This window comes from Bombilactobacillus sp. ESL1097 (assembly GCF_058107205.1).
Genome location: NZ_JBYLUB010000001.1, coordinates 744,236 through 762,017, shown reverse-complemented (window position 1 = coordinate 762,017; position 17,782 = coordinate 744,236). Strand labels below are relative to the sequence as shown.

The 17,782-nt window shown below is 39.2% G+C and carries 12 protein-coding genes; all 12 read right to left on the bottom strand.

The window, feature by feature from the left end:
* Positions 1-16: 16 nt before the first annotated feature.
* Positions 17-4,312 carry a PolC-type DNA polymerase III gene (locus AC3B6D_RS03720; protein WP_489774938.1) on the bottom strand — a complete coding sequence of 1,432 codons (4,296 nt, stop codon included), beginning with the start codon at positions 4,310-4,312 and terminating at the stop codon, positions 17-19.
* A gap of 18 nt (positions 4,313-4,330) precedes the next feature.
* Positions 4,331-6,037 (bottom strand): proline--tRNA ligase, encoded by a 1,707-nt coding sequence (locus AC3B6D_RS03715; RefSeq protein ID WP_489757547.1) that lies wholly within the window; start codon positions 6,035-6,037, stop codon positions 4,331-4,333.
* A 28-nt stretch (positions 6,038-6,065) separates the two neighbouring features.
* Complete coding sequence (rseP, locus tag AC3B6D_RS03710) at positions 6,066-7,337, bottom strand: RIP metalloprotease RseP (RefSeq protein WP_489774937.1); 1,272 nt, start codon at positions 7,335-7,337, stop codon at positions 6,066-6,068.
* A gap of 15 nt (positions 7,338-7,352) precedes the next feature.
* Positions 7,353-8,168: a phosphatidate cytidylyltransferase gene (locus AC3B6D_RS03705; protein ID WP_489757545.1), complete on the bottom strand. Its 816-nt coding sequence runs from the start codon at positions 8,166-8,168 to the stop codon at positions 7,353-7,355.
* 14 nt (positions 8,169-8,182) lie between these two features.
* Entirely contained in the window at positions 8,183-8,905 is a 723-nt protein-coding gene (gene uppS, locus AC3B6D_RS03700; protein WP_489774936.1) for an undecaprenyl pyrophosphate synthase, read from the bottom strand.
* Positions 8,906-9,242: 337 nt separating this feature from the next.
* Positions 9,243-9,800 (bottom strand): ribosome recycling factor, encoded by a 558-nt coding sequence (gene frr, locus AC3B6D_RS03695; protein ID WP_489757543.1) that lies wholly within the window; start codon positions 9,798-9,800, stop codon positions 9,243-9,245.
* Complete coding sequence (gene pyrH / locus AC3B6D_RS03690) at positions 9,800-10,525, bottom strand: UMP kinase (RefSeq protein WP_489757542.1); 726 nt, start codon at positions 10,523-10,525, stop codon at positions 9,800-9,802. Before pyrH ends, frr begins: the two co-directional genes overlap by 1 nt.
* Positions 10,526-10,627: 102 nt before the next feature.
* Positions 10,628-11,506, bottom strand: coding sequence for a translation elongation factor Ts (tsf, locus tag AC3B6D_RS03685; protein WP_489774935.1), 879 nt, complete (start codon positions 11,504-11,506; stop codon positions 10,628-10,630).
* A gap of 157 nt (positions 11,507-11,663) precedes the next feature.
* A complete protein-coding gene (gene rpsB, locus AC3B6D_RS03680; RefSeq protein WP_489757540.1) occupies positions 11,664-12,452 on the bottom strand; it encodes a 30S ribosomal protein S2 in 789 nt (262 codons plus the stop codon).
* A 169-nt stretch (positions 12,453-12,621) separates the two neighbouring features.
* Positions 12,622-16,386, bottom strand: coding sequence for a BspA family leucine-rich repeat surface protein (locus AC3B6D_RS03675; RefSeq protein WP_489774934.1), 3,765 nt, complete (start codon positions 16,384-16,386; stop codon positions 12,622-12,624).
* Between the two features lie 377 nt (positions 16,387-16,763).
* Complete coding sequence (locus AC3B6D_RS03670; RefSeq protein WP_489774933.1) at positions 16,764-17,030, bottom strand: GIY-YIG nuclease family protein; 267 nt, start codon at positions 17,028-17,030, stop codon at positions 16,764-16,766.
* Complete coding sequence (locus AC3B6D_RS03665) at positions 17,023-17,748, bottom strand: tRNA1(Val) (adenine(37)-N6)-methyltransferase (RefSeq protein ID WP_489769008.1); 726 nt, start codon at positions 17,746-17,748, stop codon at positions 17,023-17,025. Before AC3B6D_RS03665 ends, AC3B6D_RS03670 begins: the two co-directional genes overlap by 8 nt.
* Between the last annotated feature and the right edge of the window lie 34 nt (positions 17,749-17,782).

Below are 17,782 nucleotides of genomic sequence, written 5' to 3'. Positions count from 1 at the left end.
TTTTAGACTGGAACTCTTAGAACAACGACAACTGATTCTCATCAGGCATGCCGTCTAAAACGTGGTTCTGGGTTAAATAATCAATAATTGATTGGGAGACATGGCCCCGTTTCGATAAATCTTCTTTCGATAAAAAGGGCTGTTCTTCACGGGCGGCCACAATTTGTTTAGCCACATTTAAGCCTAAACTGGGGACTGCCACAAATGGGGCTAACAATGTATGATCATCCAAAATTTTAAAATTCATCGCATCCGAATGGTCTAAATCAACCATTTTAATCTGAATACCGCGTTCCAAACATTCATTGACAATTTCTAAAACCGTCAACAAGCTCTTATCTTTAGCGCTCGCATCATTGCCCTGCTCATTAATAGACTTCATCTCCGCCTTCACGGCTTGTTTACCACTGGCCATCGCAACCAAGTCAAAGACATCTGCACGGACAGACAAATAAGCGCAGTAATAAATAAGCGGCATATGCACTTTAAAGTAGGCAATTCGTAACGCCATCATAATATATGCTGTCGCATGCGCCTTCGGGAACATATACTTGATTTTCAAACAAGATTCAATATACCAATCAGGAACATTTTTGTTGGCGCGCATCACTTCTTGCCATTCATCCGGGATTCCTTTACCCTTACGAACATGTTCCATAATTTGAAAAGACATGCCCGGCTCTAAGCCCCAATGAATTAAGTCCATCATAATATTATCACGACAACCAATCACATCTTTTAACGTGACGATGCCTTGCTGAATATATTCTTCCGCGTTACCTAACCACACATCCGTACCGTGGGATAACCCTGAAATTTGTAATAATTCAGAAAAAGTGGTCGGATGCGTTTCTTCCAGCATACCCCGGACAAATTTAGTTCCAAATTCCGGTACCCCTAATGTTCCCATTTTGGAATCAATCTGCTCCGGCGTCACGCCTAATGATTCAGTTCCGGAAAATAACGCCATAACCCCAGGATCATCAGTGGGAATTGTCTGCGGGTCAATGCCTGACAAGTCTTGCAACATCCGAATCATCGTGGGATCATCATGGCCCAAAATATCCAGTTTCAAAATATTATCGTGAATGGAATGAAAATCAAAATGCGTCGTTTTCCAAGCAGCACTTTGATCATCAGCTGGATACTGAATGGGCGTGAAATCGTAAATATCCATATAATCTGGTACAACAATAATGCCCGCCGGATGTTGACCGGTGGTTCGCTTAACCCCAGTTGCTCCCGCTGCTAAACGATCCTTTTCCGCACCACGAAATTTTTGATCCGTTAATTCTTCATAGTTGCTCACGTAACCATAAGCTGTCCGGTCAGCCACCGTACCAATCGTTCCCGCCCGAAAAACATGGTCTTCACCAAATAAGACCTTTGTATAATTATGGGCAATTGGTTGGTAATCACCTGAAAAGTTCAAATCAATATCCGGAACTTTGTCACCATTAAAACCTAAAAAGGTTTCAAACGGAATATCATGGCCATCTTTCGCCAACTCTTGACCACATTGTGGACACACTTTATCAGGCAAATCAAAACCAGAGCCCACTTCACCCTTCGTGAAGAACTCACTATATTGACAATGAGGACACCGATAATGGGGCGGTAATGGATTAACTTCGGTAATTCCGGTCATCGTGGCCACTAAACTAGAGCCGACGGAACCTCTTGAACCAACTAAATAACCATCTTTATTACTCTTATAAACTAAGCGCTGTGAAATTAAATAAATGACCGAAAAGCCGTTACCAATAATACTCTTCAACTCCCGGTCCAAGCGTTTTTGCACAATTTCTGGCAACGGATCACCGTACAACTCATGCGCTTTATTGTAAGTTAAATCTTGAATCTCTTGTTCCGCCCCCGGCATCTTAGGCGTATACAACTTATTTTTTACAGGTGTAATTTCACCATCTACCCAATCAGCAACAATCTGTGGATTATCAATGACCACTTGGTGCGCAGTTTGCTCACCCAAGAATTGAAATTCTTGCAACATTTCCGTGGTTGTTTTAAAGTCCGCTAGCGGTAATTTTTGTCGTGCCAGTGGGTTACTCTTTACTGCCTTGACAATAATATCACGATAAATCGCATCTTTCGGATCTAAATAATGTACATCACCACTCGCCACGACTGGCTTATCTAACGTTTGACCCAGCTTCACAATATTACCCAAGATTTCTTCTAACGCACTTTGATCTTGAATCAAACCAGAATCAAGTAAGGGCTGGTAAATCGCATGAGGCATGACTTCTAGATAATCATAAAACTGCGCTTTTTGGTAAGCTTCATCGTAGCCCTTTTGCATCATCGCTGTAAACACTTCACCGGAACTGCAAGCAGAACCGACCACTATTCCAGCGCGATATTCATTCAAAATTCGGCGCGGTACCCGTGGTGTGCGGAAATAATATTCCGTCATCGAACTGGAAATAATCTTAAATAGATTTTTAAGTCCAGCCTGGGTGGTGGCTAATAAAGTTGCATGATACGGCCGCGCTTGTTTGTATGCTTCGCGTCCACCTAAATGATCATTTAATTGCAAAATGTTCGTCGTTTCAAATTGCTCTAACATTTCTTTAAACAAAGCATACAATAAATAACCCGTGGTAGCGGCATCCGAATTAGCTCGATGATGGTGCTCTAACTTAATATCATACCGTTTAGCTAAGCTATCTAACTTATGATTACGATATTCTGAATGTAAAGTCCGCGACATTTCTAGGGTATCAATGATCGGTACCGTAACGGGTTGATAGCCGCAACGCCTGCGCGCTGCATTTAAAAAGCCAATATCAAACGTAACATTATGACCAACTAAGACGGCATCACCAACAAAGTCATTAAACTTATCCATCACTTCTTGTTCAGAATTACTGTTATGCACCATTTCATCAGTAATTGAAGTTAAATTAATTGTCGTTTGTGATAAAGGATGTCCCGGATCAATAAATTCATCAAATTCCGCAACGATTTTGCCAGCTTGCATTTTGACAGCTGCCAATTCAATGATGGAATCATAAACAGCCGACAAACCAGTCGTTTCCACATCAAAGACTACATATTCTGCAGTTGCCAAAGCTTCATCACGTAAGTTGTAGGCAATGGGTTCTCCTTCATCGACTAAATTAATTTCCACTCCATAAATAATTTTGACACCGTATTTTTGACCAGCACTATAAGCATCCGGAAATGATTGGGCTGTCGAGTGATCTGTAATCGCAATTGCTGGTTGCTGCCAGTCCGCTGCCCGTTTCACCAAGTCAGTCGTCGAACTGACCGCATCCATTTGGCTCATATTAGTATGCACATGCAGTTCAATCCGTTTTTCTTCAGCTTGATCCTGCCGCCCAATTTTTTTAATTACATTTAAGTCATAAGCATTAATCGTTAATTCCCGGGAATAGTTATCTTCTTGTACCGAGCCGCGCGCTTTCAGCCAAGTCCCCTTCGTAAAATCAGCGAACACAGCGTCACTATCACCATTTTTGGAAAACTTTTTAATAACAAAGGAAGACGTATAATCAGTGGCTTCTAAAATCAACAATTGCCGTCCTGAACGTAATTGGCGTACTTCGGAACTAAAAATATAACCTTCCACTACGACTGATTGCTGTTCTTCCACAATATCTTTCATTGCTACCACGGGGGTGTCACTAGCAATTTTTTTGCCAATAATGGAACTGGCTTTTCCCGAACTAGTCGGGTTAGCTTGGGCCTTTTTGACATTTGCCACTAATTGTTGTTGCTGCTGTTGTTGCTGTTGTTTTAATTGTTCAATTCGAGCCTGCGTTTGTGATTGATCAACTAAAACTTTAATCCGCATTTTTGGAAAACCCATCTGTTGCAATGTAGTTTCCATCTCTTGCAAATACTTACTTGTTAAATAATCTTTTAAAACTTCATTATTAACTGTTAGTAACAACTCTTGCTCCAGCAACTGAGGCGGGGCTTGTTGTTGTAATTCTCGATAAATGGCCGCATTTAGTTGTTGGCGTTCCACCACTATTGGCCAATAAGCATTGAGCAATTGTTGATCGAACTGTGGATTGCTTGTTTGAATAACTAAGTCCACCAGCTTCACGCCCTCAAAAGCGGTCTGTAAATGTTGGTAAAAAATTTGGTACGTTTTGGCAGGTAAAATTTGTTCAAATTCTAAAACAAAAGTCCATTGCTGAGATTCAGTATGGACTTTAACTTTTTGAATTTGAGCTGATTGAAAAATCGCAGTCTGTCGAATATCTTCCGGTAACTGCATTTGATCCAAGAGATTCTGAAACATTGCTCGTGAATCAGTCATATCATCACCTCAAATTATTTAATTATTGTGTAATAAGATCTTAATGGTCTCTTTAATATCGCCCACGGCAACTTCCACGGATTCTTGTTGCTGCCGCAATTTAACTTCTACGATTTGATCGCTGGCTTTCTTACCAACGGTAATCCGTACGGGCAAACCGATTAAATCAGCTTCCGCAAATTTAACCCCTGGCCGTTCCTTACGATCATCGACTAAAACACTTAAACCACTAGCGGTCAAATCAGTTTCAATCTGCTCAGCGAGTAACATTTGTTCTTCTTTTTTAGCATTCATGACAACTACATGAACCTGATAAGGTGCTAGTTCCCAGGGCCAAATCATCCCCGCATCATCATGATGTTGTTCTACAATGGCAGACAATAAGCGACTAATACCAATGCCATAGCAGCCCATAATGATGGGTTGTTGTTTACCATTTTCATCCAAGAAGTTTGCATTTAAACTTTCAGAGTATTTCGTACCCAACTTGAAGATATGGCCAATTTCAATGCCCCGTGTAAAATGTAAAACTCCCTTATTGTCTGGTGAGAGCTCACCTTCTTTGACAGTCCGAATATCGGCATATTGTTCAACCTGATAATCTCGAGGGGCATTCACGTTTTGATAATGTAATCCTTTTTGATTAGCACCGGTTACAGCATTAGTCAAATCCTGAATGGACAAATCACCAATCACTTGAATTTCCGACGCTAAATTCATGGGACCAATAAAACCGGGCACACTATGAAAAATTTCGGCGACTTGTTGATCTGAAGCGGGAGTTAATTCGTTCACCCCTAATAAGTTCTTTAACTTCGTTTCATTCACCGCAAAATCACCACGGATCAAAGCCAATACCGGCTTCTTATCAGCCAAATAGGCCACACACTTAATAATTTGCGCAGCAGTGACATCAATATCCTGTGCTAAATCGGCCACCGACTTCACTTGCGGATTAACTTTGATTTCTGATAATGGCAACATTTCAGCTTGCGGGTTAGGAGTTAAAACGCTCGTAGCCATTTCTAAGTTGGCAGCATAATCACTCACATCCGAATACACAATCGTATCTTCGCCAATCGGGGCCACAGCGTGAAATTCTTTCGAACCACTACCGCCCATATCACCAGAATCCGCCAAAATTGCCCGAAAATCTAAACCACTACGTTCAAAGATTTTGCGATAAGCTTGTTCAATTTGATCAAAAATTGTATCCAAATCATCTGTATTAGCAGTAAAAGAATAAGCATCCATCATCAAAAATTCACGACCCCGCAATAAACCGTAACGCGGACGATCTTCATCACGAAACTTCGTTTGAATTTGATATAACACTTGCGGCATTTTCTTGTAAGAGTTCAAAACGTTGCTAACTAACGAAGTCATCGTCTCTTCATGCGTAGGCCCTAAAATAAAGTCACGTTGGTGGCGATCCTTAAACTTAAATAAGTTATCACCATAGGTGTCATAACGGCCACTTTGTTGCCATAATTCAGCCGGCAAAACGGCCGGAGCCAACATTTCTACACAGCCAACTTGTTCCAATTCTTCACGAACAATTCGTTCAATGTTCCTTAAAACCCGATAGGCCAAAGGCAAATAAGCATAGACTCCAGCTGATATTTGACGAATAAAACCTGCTCTCAACATCAATTGATGACTAACTGCCTCAGCATCACTAGGGGTTTCCTTTAATGTTGGTATAAATACCCGTGATTGTTTCATAAATTATTTTCTCCCTTACTCCTAAAGATTATTTCACAAAGAAGCGCGTAATATCATTCCAAGTCACTGCGACCATTAAGATCAGTAACAAGCCCACACCAATCAAATTAACCACAACTTCTGTCTTTTGAGAAACGGGCTTACGGCGAATGGCTTCAATAATATTTAACAATAACTTTCCACCGTCTAAAGCCGGAATGGGTAGTAGATTCATAATACCTAAATTAATTGACAGCCAACCAATAAACAGTAACACTTGTTGCCAACCCATGGCTGCTACCTGACTAGTTTCGGAATAGATTGCTACGGGACCACCCAGTTGGTTAATGTTAAAACCACCAGTAACCATTTTCTTGAGCGCATTCACAATTGTTGCCACCGCACCAACGGCTGATTGAACGCCATATTTTAAGGTGGGACCTAGGCGGTGATCACGTGCTTGCATAATCCCGATTTGACCAATAGTTTGCTTACCTTCTTTAACAGCCCGCGGTTTAATAGTCACATGCTTAATGCGCTTTTGCGGCGTTTTAACCGTTAATTGAGTCGTTTGCTTAGGCCTTTGACTAATCGCTTGAACTAATTGAGTCCAATTATGAATGGGTTTGCTAGCAACTTTCACTATTTGATCGCCCGTCTGTAATTGTGCTTGCGCAGCTGGCGAATGGGATTGAATTGTCCCCAACTGAGCTGAATTGCTCGGTGCTCCGCCCAAAATAAACGCACATAAAATGTAGACTATCATGCCAAAAATAATGTTATTAAACGGACCAGCTAAGTTCGTTAAAAACCGGTGCCACAAACTAGCTGAATTAAATTGCACATCCAGTGGTGCAATCTGCATAGCATTATTACTTTGATCAATTAAAACCGCATCATGATCAACTGAAAACCGTTTTAAATGTTCATCATCACCAGCTTCATAACCCTCAATAAACAACTCCCGTTCCAAATCACTTTGGACAACTTGAAAAGGGATTAAAGTAGAATTATTAGTATTTTGTGAATTATCAATTTCCACAACTTGCTCTTGCTCATTGAGTTTCAGACCGACTAAAGTACCGGGTTTCAGCTGTTCGTCATCATCTTCGGCCCCCGCTAGCATCACATACCCGCCCAACGGCAAGAGTCGAATGACGTATAAGGTATGGTTGCGTGTATAAGAAATCAATTTTGGTCCCATCCCAATGGAAAATTGGCGCACCAAAATGCCGGATTTTTTAGCAAAATAATAATGTCCAAATTCGTGAACAAACACAATAAGTCCAAAAACAATGATAAAAGTTAATATTGCAACCAAATAACTTCCTCCTGATTACATGAAGCCCAACGAATGAATTAACGGTAAGACAAATAACATACTATCAAAGCGGTCTAAAATGCCACCATGACCAGGTAAAATTTTGCCCGAATCCTTAACGCCATAATACCGCTTATAAGCTGATTCGACCAAGTCGCCCACTTGCCCAATAATTGATAGAAAAATCGTAATTAAAATTAATAACCAGATATTATGTGGAACATTGTCCATATAATTCCATTGGTTAAAACCTAGCATATAAATCAAGGCAAAAATCACGGCACAGATAACCCCACCGATCGAACCTTCCCAGGTTTTATTAGGACTGATGGCTGGATACAACTTATGTTTACCAATAGCGCGACCAATAAAATAAGCACCACTATCTGTTACCCACACAATAATCATTCCAAATAAGAGCAATGACAAACCACCAGCATCCGAATTACGAATCGCAGCTAGATAGTGAAAACCATTTCCAATATAAAACATGGATAAAATTGTTGTCCCAGCATCTTCAAAATTATAACTATTTTTGGTGAAAACCGTCAAAATTAATAACAAGGCGACAAACACGTATGCCAAATCAAATCGTGAAAAGGCATCAGGTAACCAAGTTAACGCTTTTTCGGGCAAAGATAGTAGTAACACGCCGATGGCCCCAATTAAAAAGTCAGGGGACACAATAATGCGTTTACGCATAATGTAAACTTCAGATAAACCAATCACTGCCAGGACAGAAGCCGCTACATCAATCCAAACTCCACCTGCTACTAAAATTGGAATAAAAATAAGTAAAGCAATTACTGCTGTAATAATTCTTGTTTTCAAAATAAACTCCTAATCTATTGTTTTATGCCGCCATACCGCCGATCTCTTTGTCCAAAACTTAAGACATCACGCCGTAGATTTTGTGCACTATAATCAGGCCAATATTCATCCACGAAAGCCAGTTCCGAATATGCTAATTCCCATAAATAGAAATTAGATAACCGCTGTTCTCCACTGGTGCGAATCAACAGATCAGGTTCTTGCAAATCGGCTAATTGCGCAGTCATCAAATACTGACCAAACATTTTTTCATCTAGTTGATCTAATAACTCAGGATGTCCTTGAGCTTGGCGGCCAAATAATTTAACAGCATTAACAATATCACTTCTAGCGCCATAGTTAAATGCAAAATTCAAAATCATGCCCGTATTATTTTTGGTTTGGTCAATGGCTTTTAAGCAAACTTCGCGCGTTTTGGCAGGTAACTGTTCCACAAAACCTGTGATAAGCACTTTAACATTATTCTTCATCAAATCTGGCATGAATTTTCCAAAAAAATCAATTGGTAAATTCATTAAAAAGCGTACTTCCTTGGAAGGACGTTTCCAATTCTCAGTCGAAAAAGCGTAAACTGTCAAAGCAGAAATGCCCATTTGACTAGCAGCACTCGCTACTACTTGTAAATTATTCATTCCGGCACGATGTCCCGCAATTCTTGGCAAGCCGCGTTTTTGTGCCCAACGCCCATTGCCATCCATAATAATTGCTACATGACGTGGTAGAACTTGATTAACCATTTTGAAAACTCCTAATAAAGTTTAAAGAGACTGGGGTAAATGATCATTATACAGCTAATTAAACTAGGTTAAGATAGTTCAACGAAAAACCACTTAACCTATTGTATACCTCAAAGTCAATCCGGTTACTTTACTGACCAACCTTGGTTTCAGCCACCTAAGATCATTAATACCTTAAATAGTTAACAACTCCAACAAGAAGCGAGAACGCAATAAGTTTTCGTCATTCCAGACGAGGCTTTACTTATTATAATACGCAAAACTCATGCAACTGCTAACCAATTCTTCCAGTCTCTTAATGTTCTAAACGAAGATATCTGATATCTTCCTCTATCGGTTAAAGAACTACTAATTCTTTGGATTTATCATCAGTAATCTGCTCAATTTTTTTGATATTTTGATCAGTTACCTTTTGCACTTGATTTTCTAAATCATGCATTTCGTCATCAGTAATCTCATGATTTTTTTGTTGCTTTTTCAAAGAATCCATGGCTTCACGGCGAATATTGCGAACAGCCACTTTCGCATTTTCGGAAATTTTGCCAACTTCTTTGACTAATTCCTTGCGCCGTTCACCAGTTAATTGTGGAATTACCAAGCGAATCACATTGCCATCATTGGCTGGATTAATGCCAATATCAGAAGCTAACAAAGACTTTTCAATATCTTTTAACGCAGACTTATCAAACGGCGTAATCAAAATCACCCGAGCCTCTGGAATACTGATGGAAGCCACTTGGTTAATTGGCACTTCAGCGCCATAATATTCCACATTAATACCATTTAAAATACTAGCATTCGCCCGACCTGCGCGAATTTGACCGAGTTCGCGTTGCAAGGCATCGGCACTTTTTTGCATATGAGCTTGTGTTTGTTCAATAATTGTTTGGGTCATTAATTTTTGCCTCCTTGAATAGTTGTTCCAATACTTTCGCCTTGAACAACTCGTAAAATATTATCCGGTTCATTTAAGTTAAAGACCACTAACGGAATATCATTATCCATTGATAATGAGCTAGCCGTCGAATCCATCACGCCAAGTTTTTTATTAATCACATCAAGTTGGGTCAATTCATTATATTTAACTGCTGAAGGATCTTTTTGCGGATCAGCGGAATAAACACCATCCACCCCGTTTTTCGCCATTAAAATCACATCAGCACCAATTTCGGCTGCCCGTAAAACTGAAGTCGTATCAGTCGAGAAATAAGGACTACCAGTTCCTGCTGAAAAGATGACCACGCGTTGCTTTTCTAAATGGCGAATGGCTTTGCGCCGGATATACGGCTCAGCAATTTGCCGCATTTCAATGGAAGTTTGAACCCGTGTGGGAACGCCGACTTTTTCTAAGCCATCTTGCAAAGCCAAACCATTCATCACGGTGGCTAACATTCCCATATAATCAGCTTGGGCGCGTTCCATTCCTAATTCAGCACCAGTTTCTCCACGCCAAATATTACCGCCACCACACACAATAGCAATTTGCACTCCGAGTGCATGAACTTTTTTAATTTGTTGAGCAATATTTGCAATTACCGGCGGATTAATGCCAAAACCATTTTGACCTGCTAAAGCTTCACCGCTTAATTTCAATACAATTCGTTGATATTTAACAGTCATCGTTAACTCCTTACAATTTTCTTCTAGGGTTCATTTTACCATAACCAGTAATCAATACTGAATTTTACCTAAAATTAGCCAAAAAAAAAGCGCTGCGCGCTTTTATTTAATCTGACCCATAACTTCATCAACAAAGTTATTCTCTTGCTTTTCAATTCCTTCGCCAACTTCATAACGAACAAATGAAACTAACTTGCCGCCCTTAGAAGCAACAAACTTAGCAACAGTTTGGTCAGGATCTTTGACAAAATCTTGATCAGCTAAACTAATTTCTGACAAGTACTTGTTCAAGCGACCTTCAACGATCTTTGGCACAATCTTTTCTGGTTTGCCTTCATTGATCGTTTCTTCAGTGTAAACTTGGCGTTCATGGTCAATGACATCAGCTGGCACTTGCGAACGATCCAAATATTCTGGATTAATCGCTGCTACGTGCATAGCAACATCATGCGCTGTTGCTTCATCAGCATCAGCAATCACTGTCAAAGCAGCTACTTGACCACCATTGTGCAAATAAGAACCAAAGCTTTCATTATCTTGTTTAGTAACCACTGTAAACCGGCGTAAAGTAATCTTTTCGCCAATCACGGCTGTTAAATTCGTAATGGCATCAGCAATACTGTTACCATCAGCCAACTTAATTTGAGTTGCGGCTGCTAAATCAGCAGGCTTTTGTTCCGCAATTGCACTCGCAATTTGGGAAACTAGGCCGGTAAATTTGTCATTGGAAGCCACAAAATCAGTTTCGGAATTAACTTCAATAATGGCAGCTGTATTGCCTTGAATTTCAATCGCAGCTAAACCTTCGGCAGCAATCCGGTCACTCTTCTTGGCAGCCTTGGCAACACCTTTTTCACGTAATTCGTCAATCGCCTTTTGCATATCGCCATCAGCGGCAACTAAGGCTTTCTTAGCGTCCATCATACCAACACTTGTTCTATCACGTAATTCTTTAACTTGCGCAGCTGTAATTTTAGCCATCTCTAGTCCTCCTAACATTATACACACCAAAAGAAGCTGAATCGCAAAGTTTCATTAACGAAACACTTTCACGGTTATCTTACCAAAGTCTCACAGTTTTCAAACGGTTAAACTTCAGTTACAGCTTCTTAAAATTACTTTATTCAATAAAATTTACTTATTTATCAGAATCTTCGACAACTTCTTCAATGGATTGTTCGCCATCATTGTCTTCACTTGCAGCGGCTTGCGCCATTTGTTCTTCTGGTAAATCAACGTTTTCTTCGCCTTGACGACCTTCAATAATCGCATCAGCCATCTTGGAAGTAATTAAACGAACGGCCCGAATAGCATCATCGTTAGATGGAATAATCACGTCAATGTCATCTGGATCCGTGTTCGTATCAACCATCGCAACAACTGGAATGTTCAACTTTTGAGCTTCCCGAACGGCAATGATTTCTTTATGAGGATCAACCACAAACATTACATCAGGAATCCGTGGCATATCTTCAATACCACCCAAGAATTTTTCTAATTTTTGTTCTTGTTTAACTAATAAAGCAGCTTCTTTTTTAGGTAAACGTTCGAATGTGCCATCTTCAGACATCTTCTTGATTTCTTTCAAACGCTTAATCCGACTTTGGATCGTATCCCAGTTAGTTAAAGTTCCGCCTAACCAACGATGGTTCACATAAAATTGACCAGCACGAGTTGCTTCTTCAGCAATAGAGTCTTGAGCTTGCTTCTTGGTACCAACGAACAAGAAGACACCATCATCAGCAGCAACATCTTTCATAAAGTTGTAAGCATCATCAATCATATGCACAGTCTTTTGCAGATCAATAATGTAGATACCATTTCTTTGTGTAAAGATATACGGCTTCATCTTTGGGTTCCAACGCCGTGTTTGGTGTCCAAAATGAACACCAGCTTCTAATAATTGTTTCATTGATAAAACAGACATAATTCCATAACCTCCATGGTTTTTCCGCCGTCAACTTTAACTGATTTGTCACACCTTCGTGCACCAACAAATCAAAAATCAACGTGAGTATTTGATACAATCACTTATTATACTAAAGAACTAAGTCACACGCAACTAATAAATTGAACGCTAGCCATTACAAAGCAAATCACTGTAAAGAATTCTCTAATGACCACGTAACTGTGGCATTATAATTAGCAGCATGCACGGGATTAGCAGGATTACGTAAATCTAATTGGGGCCCCGCAATTTGTTGTTGACCCATATTCCACCAGCGATCTGAAATATTCGTCACAGCGTTGCCCGAGCTATCAACGGTTGTGTTGTAATGAGCATAACTATCAATCAGTGTTGGCACTTTGGTAATGGCTAAACTACTATGATTAGGAGCTAAATACTGCAAAATATTCGTAAGTGCCGTCGCGGAAGAACCGCCAGAATAATTAAAATCATCTTTCATAGCTAATGATAACTGCCAACTCGGATCTCCGGTATCATCAGTAACCGCCAATTTTTGATCCAAAGCACTAGCTTTCAATGCATAAACTTGTCGAGAAGTCTGGACAATCTTCTTACCAAAATCTAAATCATTAGGAACCTTCATGGTCATCGTCCCCGAACGATATTGCAAATTCATTTGATACGGCTGGAGTAACGGATTATCAGAGGTTACAATGGAAGGAAAAGTTGTGATCGGTGTCGACTGCAAAGTATAACGGTGATACTTAGTCTTAATTACTGGTGGGACATCAGCCGTAGGAATATCTGAGCAAACGGTTCCAACAACCGTTTGCGCTGGTTTAGAATGCCCTGCTTCATTAGTATCCAGAACGGGCGTCCCCGTACTTTGGTCTAAATAATTGATTTGCACCAAACTATTCTCCGCTACCTTCACGGTTGCCGCCGGAGAAACTTGCGGATTTTCTGTCGTAAACTGCGCCCCACTATCAACTGCATAAAACTGGATTTGGTGACCACCAGCTTTCGGGGTAGCTAACGTTTTTAAATCTGTCGGGTCAGTCAACGCTAGTTGCCAAGCAGCCCCAGAAGCTAAATCATCACCCGTTGCAGTTAGAGCCGAACCCACCGGTTGACAATTATTAGTGACCTCAGCAATGTTGGTAATTGGTGTCGTTGGATCAATTGCATAATATAATTGCACATTATTACTATCTGAATCCGCAACGGTTCCAGAAATGTCTAATTCAGGTAGTGGTGTAGTTTGTCGATAATCATGACAATAGTTCATACTTATCGAAGTAGTCGCACCAGCACCCAGTTTAATTGAAGGTCGTTGATTAATTAACTGGCTACGCCAAACTAGAGTTGTCTTAGCAGGACGAGCAGTACCTAAAAAGTTAGTGAGATCATCTCGGTCATAAATTGCCCCATTAGGATGGAAGTCATCACTGCCAGTACCCACTTCTTGCCAACCACCTAAAGTCTGATAAGTCTTACCCGTCGTATCATCAGTGAAGTAAATTCCACTGTATGGTGAAATTAGATTTGATGAATAAACAAAGCTTTGATCTAATTGCGTTTTAAAAATCGTATCTGACCCTAACACTAACTTACGCAGCGAATTATCCCTATCTAAAATAAGTCGCGTTTCATACGCGGTTAAATTTTTAGTTTGAAAGTTACTCAAGTCCAAACTTGTTAATTTTGTACAACCAGCAAACATATCGTTCATGTCTTCAACGACACTAGTATCAAAATTTGCCACATCTAAATCTTTTAAGCCATTGCAACCATCAAACATCCCAGACATTTTGGTCACTTTATCTGTTACAAAGTTCGTCACATCTAAATCTGTTAAATCATAGCAATTCCAAAACATGTTAGACATATTAGTTACTTGATTTGTCACAAAGTGCGTCACGTCTAAATCTTTTAAGCTGCTACAATAAGAAAACATATAAGACATATCAATTACTTGTTTTGTATCAAATTTGGTCACATCTAAATTCTTTAAATCGCTGCAACCAGAAAACATATAAGACATATTAGTTACTTGTTTTGTATCAAAGTTAGTCACATCTAAATCTTTTAAGCTACTACAATAAGAAAACATATAAGACATATTAATCACTTTAGCTGTCACAAAGTTCGAGCTAGTCACATCTAAATCCGTTAAGCCACTACAACCATCAAACATCCCAGACATATCAATTACTTGTTTTGTATCAAATTCGGTCACATCTAAATTCTTTAAACCTCTACAGCCATAAAACATGTGATACATACTATCTACTTTACCCGTTTTAAATTGGGTCACATCTAAATCTTTTAAACCGCTACAGTCAGAAAACATCGAAGACATACTAGTTACTTGATCTGTTACAAGGTGCGTTACATCTAAGTCCGTTAACCCACTACAACCAGAAAACATCGAAGACATATTAGTTACTTGTTTTGTATCAAAGTTAGTCAAATCTAAATCTGTTAAGCTACTACAATTAGCAAACATCGAAGACATACCGCAGTCCGAATCAAAACCGCCATAAACTATATTATTCACTTGACTAGTGTCAAATTTGGTTACATCTAAATTTGTTAAGCTGCTACATCCCTGAAACATCTCAAACATATTATGAACACTCGCTGTATCAAAGCTGGTCACATTCAAACTTGTTAAGCCGCTGCAGCCTTCAAACATTTTTGACATATCTAACACCTTGGCAGTACTAAAATTAGGATCTTGCGTAAAATCTAGCTTAGTCAAACTGCTGCAATAAGCAAACATAGCTCTCATCGTTGTTACCTTAGTAGTGTTCAGCTTAGTTAAATTTAAGTTTTTTAATTGGGAACAGGAATGAAACATGTCAGACATATTTTGTACATTAGACGTATCAAAGGCCGTCAGATCAAGGCTAGTTAAATTTGAACAATAATAAAACATTTTACTCATATCAACAACATGACTTGTATCCCAATCAGTTAGTTTTAAATCAGTTAAACTTTCACAAAACAAAAACATAGAACTCATATCAGTTATGGAAGAGGTGTTAAAGTGGCTTACATCTAAACTGGTAACATCTGTCGCGTATCCAAACATCTGATTCATATTAATAACTGAATCAGTATTAAAACTACTTACATCAATAATCTTAGCACGACACTGGTAAAACATTTGCGACATATCAGTAACCTTATTCGTTACAAAATTGCTCAACTTTAAATCCGTCAACTGATAAGTATCATAAAACATTTTCGACATGTTCTCGACATTAGCAGTATCAAAAGCAGTCACATTTAAACTTGTTAAATTGCTGCATTCCCGAAACATCGCAGACATATTAATTACCTGACTCGTGTTAAAGCCGGTCATATCTAAATCTGTTAAAGAATAGTCATTATAAAACAATAAACTCATATCTGTCGCATTACTGGTATCCAAATTATTCAAGCCGGTAATTGTCTTGCAAGCAGTTAAATTAGCAAATACATAACTACTATCTGTCGGCAATGCTACTCCTGGTTCAATATCCACTTCTTTAATATTATAACAATAAGATACCCAGTTCTCACCTTCATACCTCATATAACCATAATCCACATTAGAATAACGACTGTAAGTTGCTAAGGTCCCTGGATGAACTGTTAAAGTACCATTCGTATCAAGTGTCCACGAACAGGTACCCGCTGTACCATTTACTGGAGCAGTTAAGGTAATAAAATTACCGATGACTGGCTTGACTTTTTTAGATGGTGTATCTGGCTTTGGATCATTTGGCGTTGTCTTTTGCGCTAATGAACTAAAGTTTTGCGGATGAACTAACAGATCATCACTTTTATGTATGACCGCAATCGGCTTCGTCGTCGATTGGACAGAATGAACCGTGTGTCGCGCGCCCCCACCCGCAAATAACAAGGCTATTAGTAACATTAGCAATTTAAATTGTTTATTCATCGTAATCTCCATTGCTTAAACTATCTATGCAGAATTTGCCGTGAGCCCTTCAACCACCCTGAATTACTTCCGATAACAGCGAATAATTAATAGCGTTTTCATTAAAGCTAGCAGCAAGATCTACTTGACATCTTAATCAGTTAATTTCCAATAAATTATAGCATATTAATTAAATGATAATTAGAATGGATTTTTTACTATTAATTTCATGTTTAACTAATTAAAAAGATCGTTTTGCTTTTTTGTTGGTTAATGATGAACTCCTGCCGATTTTTGCGAAATAATGTTTTTTTAAGTAAATTATTTTTTAATTTTTATTAAAAATATTTTACCCAAAATTAAAGCTAGCCGCTGAACTTTTGCTCACTGTTCAACGACTAGCCGTTTTGACTTGTCGATTTGGTTTGAATTAACTGCCATTTTTGTTGGCGTGTTAATTGTTTAATTTGCCATTCGCGCTTGGAAGCTTGGGAGCGATTGCCCACAACTTCTTGATACTTTAACTGAACAGGTCGGCGCGCTTTGGTATACTTCGCCCCTTTCCCCGCATTATGCATTTGAATGCGGTGAGTGACATCATTCGAGATGCCCGTATATAATGTACCATCAGCACATTGAACAATGTAGACACTATATTCATTCATGAACAAACTCCCGTAATTGTTGGGTGTAACTCCCATCTGAATTATACAAAACTAATCCCGGCCAAACTTTCAAACCGTTCGTCCGCCGCGTTTTACGACATTTGATTAACACTAAGTTAGCCAAATCCCCTTGGTGCGGATAAACAAACAGTAATTCTTTCACAGGCAAGTGGTATTGCTGTAAGACTTGCTGCAATTCTAATAACCGATCTGGCCGATAAACAATATACAAACTGCCGTTATCTTTTAAAAGTTGACTGGCAACTTGTGCCAATAACTCTTGCGAAAAGAATAATTCGTGCCGCGCAATATTGTGCGAGCGCGATTTACCTAAAGTTGGCGTATCCTTCTTAGCAAAATACGGCGGATTGCAACTAATAACATCACAACTATCATGTTCCACATAATCTAAAGCGGCAGCAATATCTGTGTTAAATAAGTGTACGTTTTCTTGCAACTGATTTTTTTGAATCGACTGTTGCGCCAACTGCGCCAATGCTGTTTGCAATTCTAATAAATAAGTCGTTACTTGGTATTTCTTAGCTAGACACAAGCCAATAATGCCACTGCCACTACATAAATCCGCAACTACAACATGGGCATTGCGTATAGTAATCCAATTAGCTAATAAAACCGAGTCAATGGAACTGCGGTATAATTGGGTGTCTTGGATTAAATCTAAGTCAAATCCGGGAATTCGTTCGAAGGTTTTTGTCATCACATGTTTCCTTTTGCTATAATAAATTTGAAAA

What these genes read in the sequence shown, in the direction of transcription:
- AC3B6D_RS03720 (WP_489774938.1), bottom strand. Translation starts at nt 4,312, where the DNA reads ATGACTGATTCACGAGCAATGTTTCAGAATCTCTTGGATCAAATGCAG.
- AC3B6D_RS03715 (WP_489757547.1), bottom strand. Translation starts at nt 6,037, where the DNA reads ATGAAACAATCACGGGTATTTATACCAACATTAAAGGAAACCCCTAGT.
- uppS (WP_489774936.1), bottom strand. Translation starts at nt 8,905, where the DNA reads ATGGTTAATCAAGTTCTACCACGTCATGTAGCAATTATTATGGATGGC.
- frr (WP_489757543.1), bottom strand. Translation starts at nt 9,800, where the DNA reads ATGACCCAAACAATTATTGAACAAACACAAGCTCATATGCAAAAAAGT.
- pyrH (WP_489757542.1), bottom strand. Translation starts at nt 10,525, where the DNA reads ATGACTGTTAAATATCAACGAATTGTATTGAAATTAAGCGGTGAAGCT.
- tsf (WP_489774935.1), bottom strand. Translation starts at nt 11,506, where the DNA reads ATGGCTAAAATTACAGCTGCGCAAGTTAAAGAATTACGTGATAGAACA.
- rpsB (WP_489757540.1), bottom strand. Translation starts at nt 12,452, where the DNA reads ATGTCTGTTTTATCAATGAAACAATTATTAGAAGCTGGTGTTCATTTT.
- AC3B6D_RS03675 (WP_489774934.1), bottom strand. Translation starts at nt 16,386, where the DNA reads ATGAATAAACAATTTAAATTGCTAATGTTACTAATAGCCTTGTTATTT.
- AC3B6D_RS03670 (WP_489774933.1), bottom strand. Translation starts at nt 17,030, where the DNA reads ATGAATGAATATAGTGTCTACATTGTTCAATGTGCTGATGGTACATTA.
- AC3B6D_RS03665 (WP_489769008.1), bottom strand. Translation starts at nt 17,748, where the DNA reads ATGACAAAAACCTTCGAACGAATTCCCGGATTTGACTTAGATTTAATC.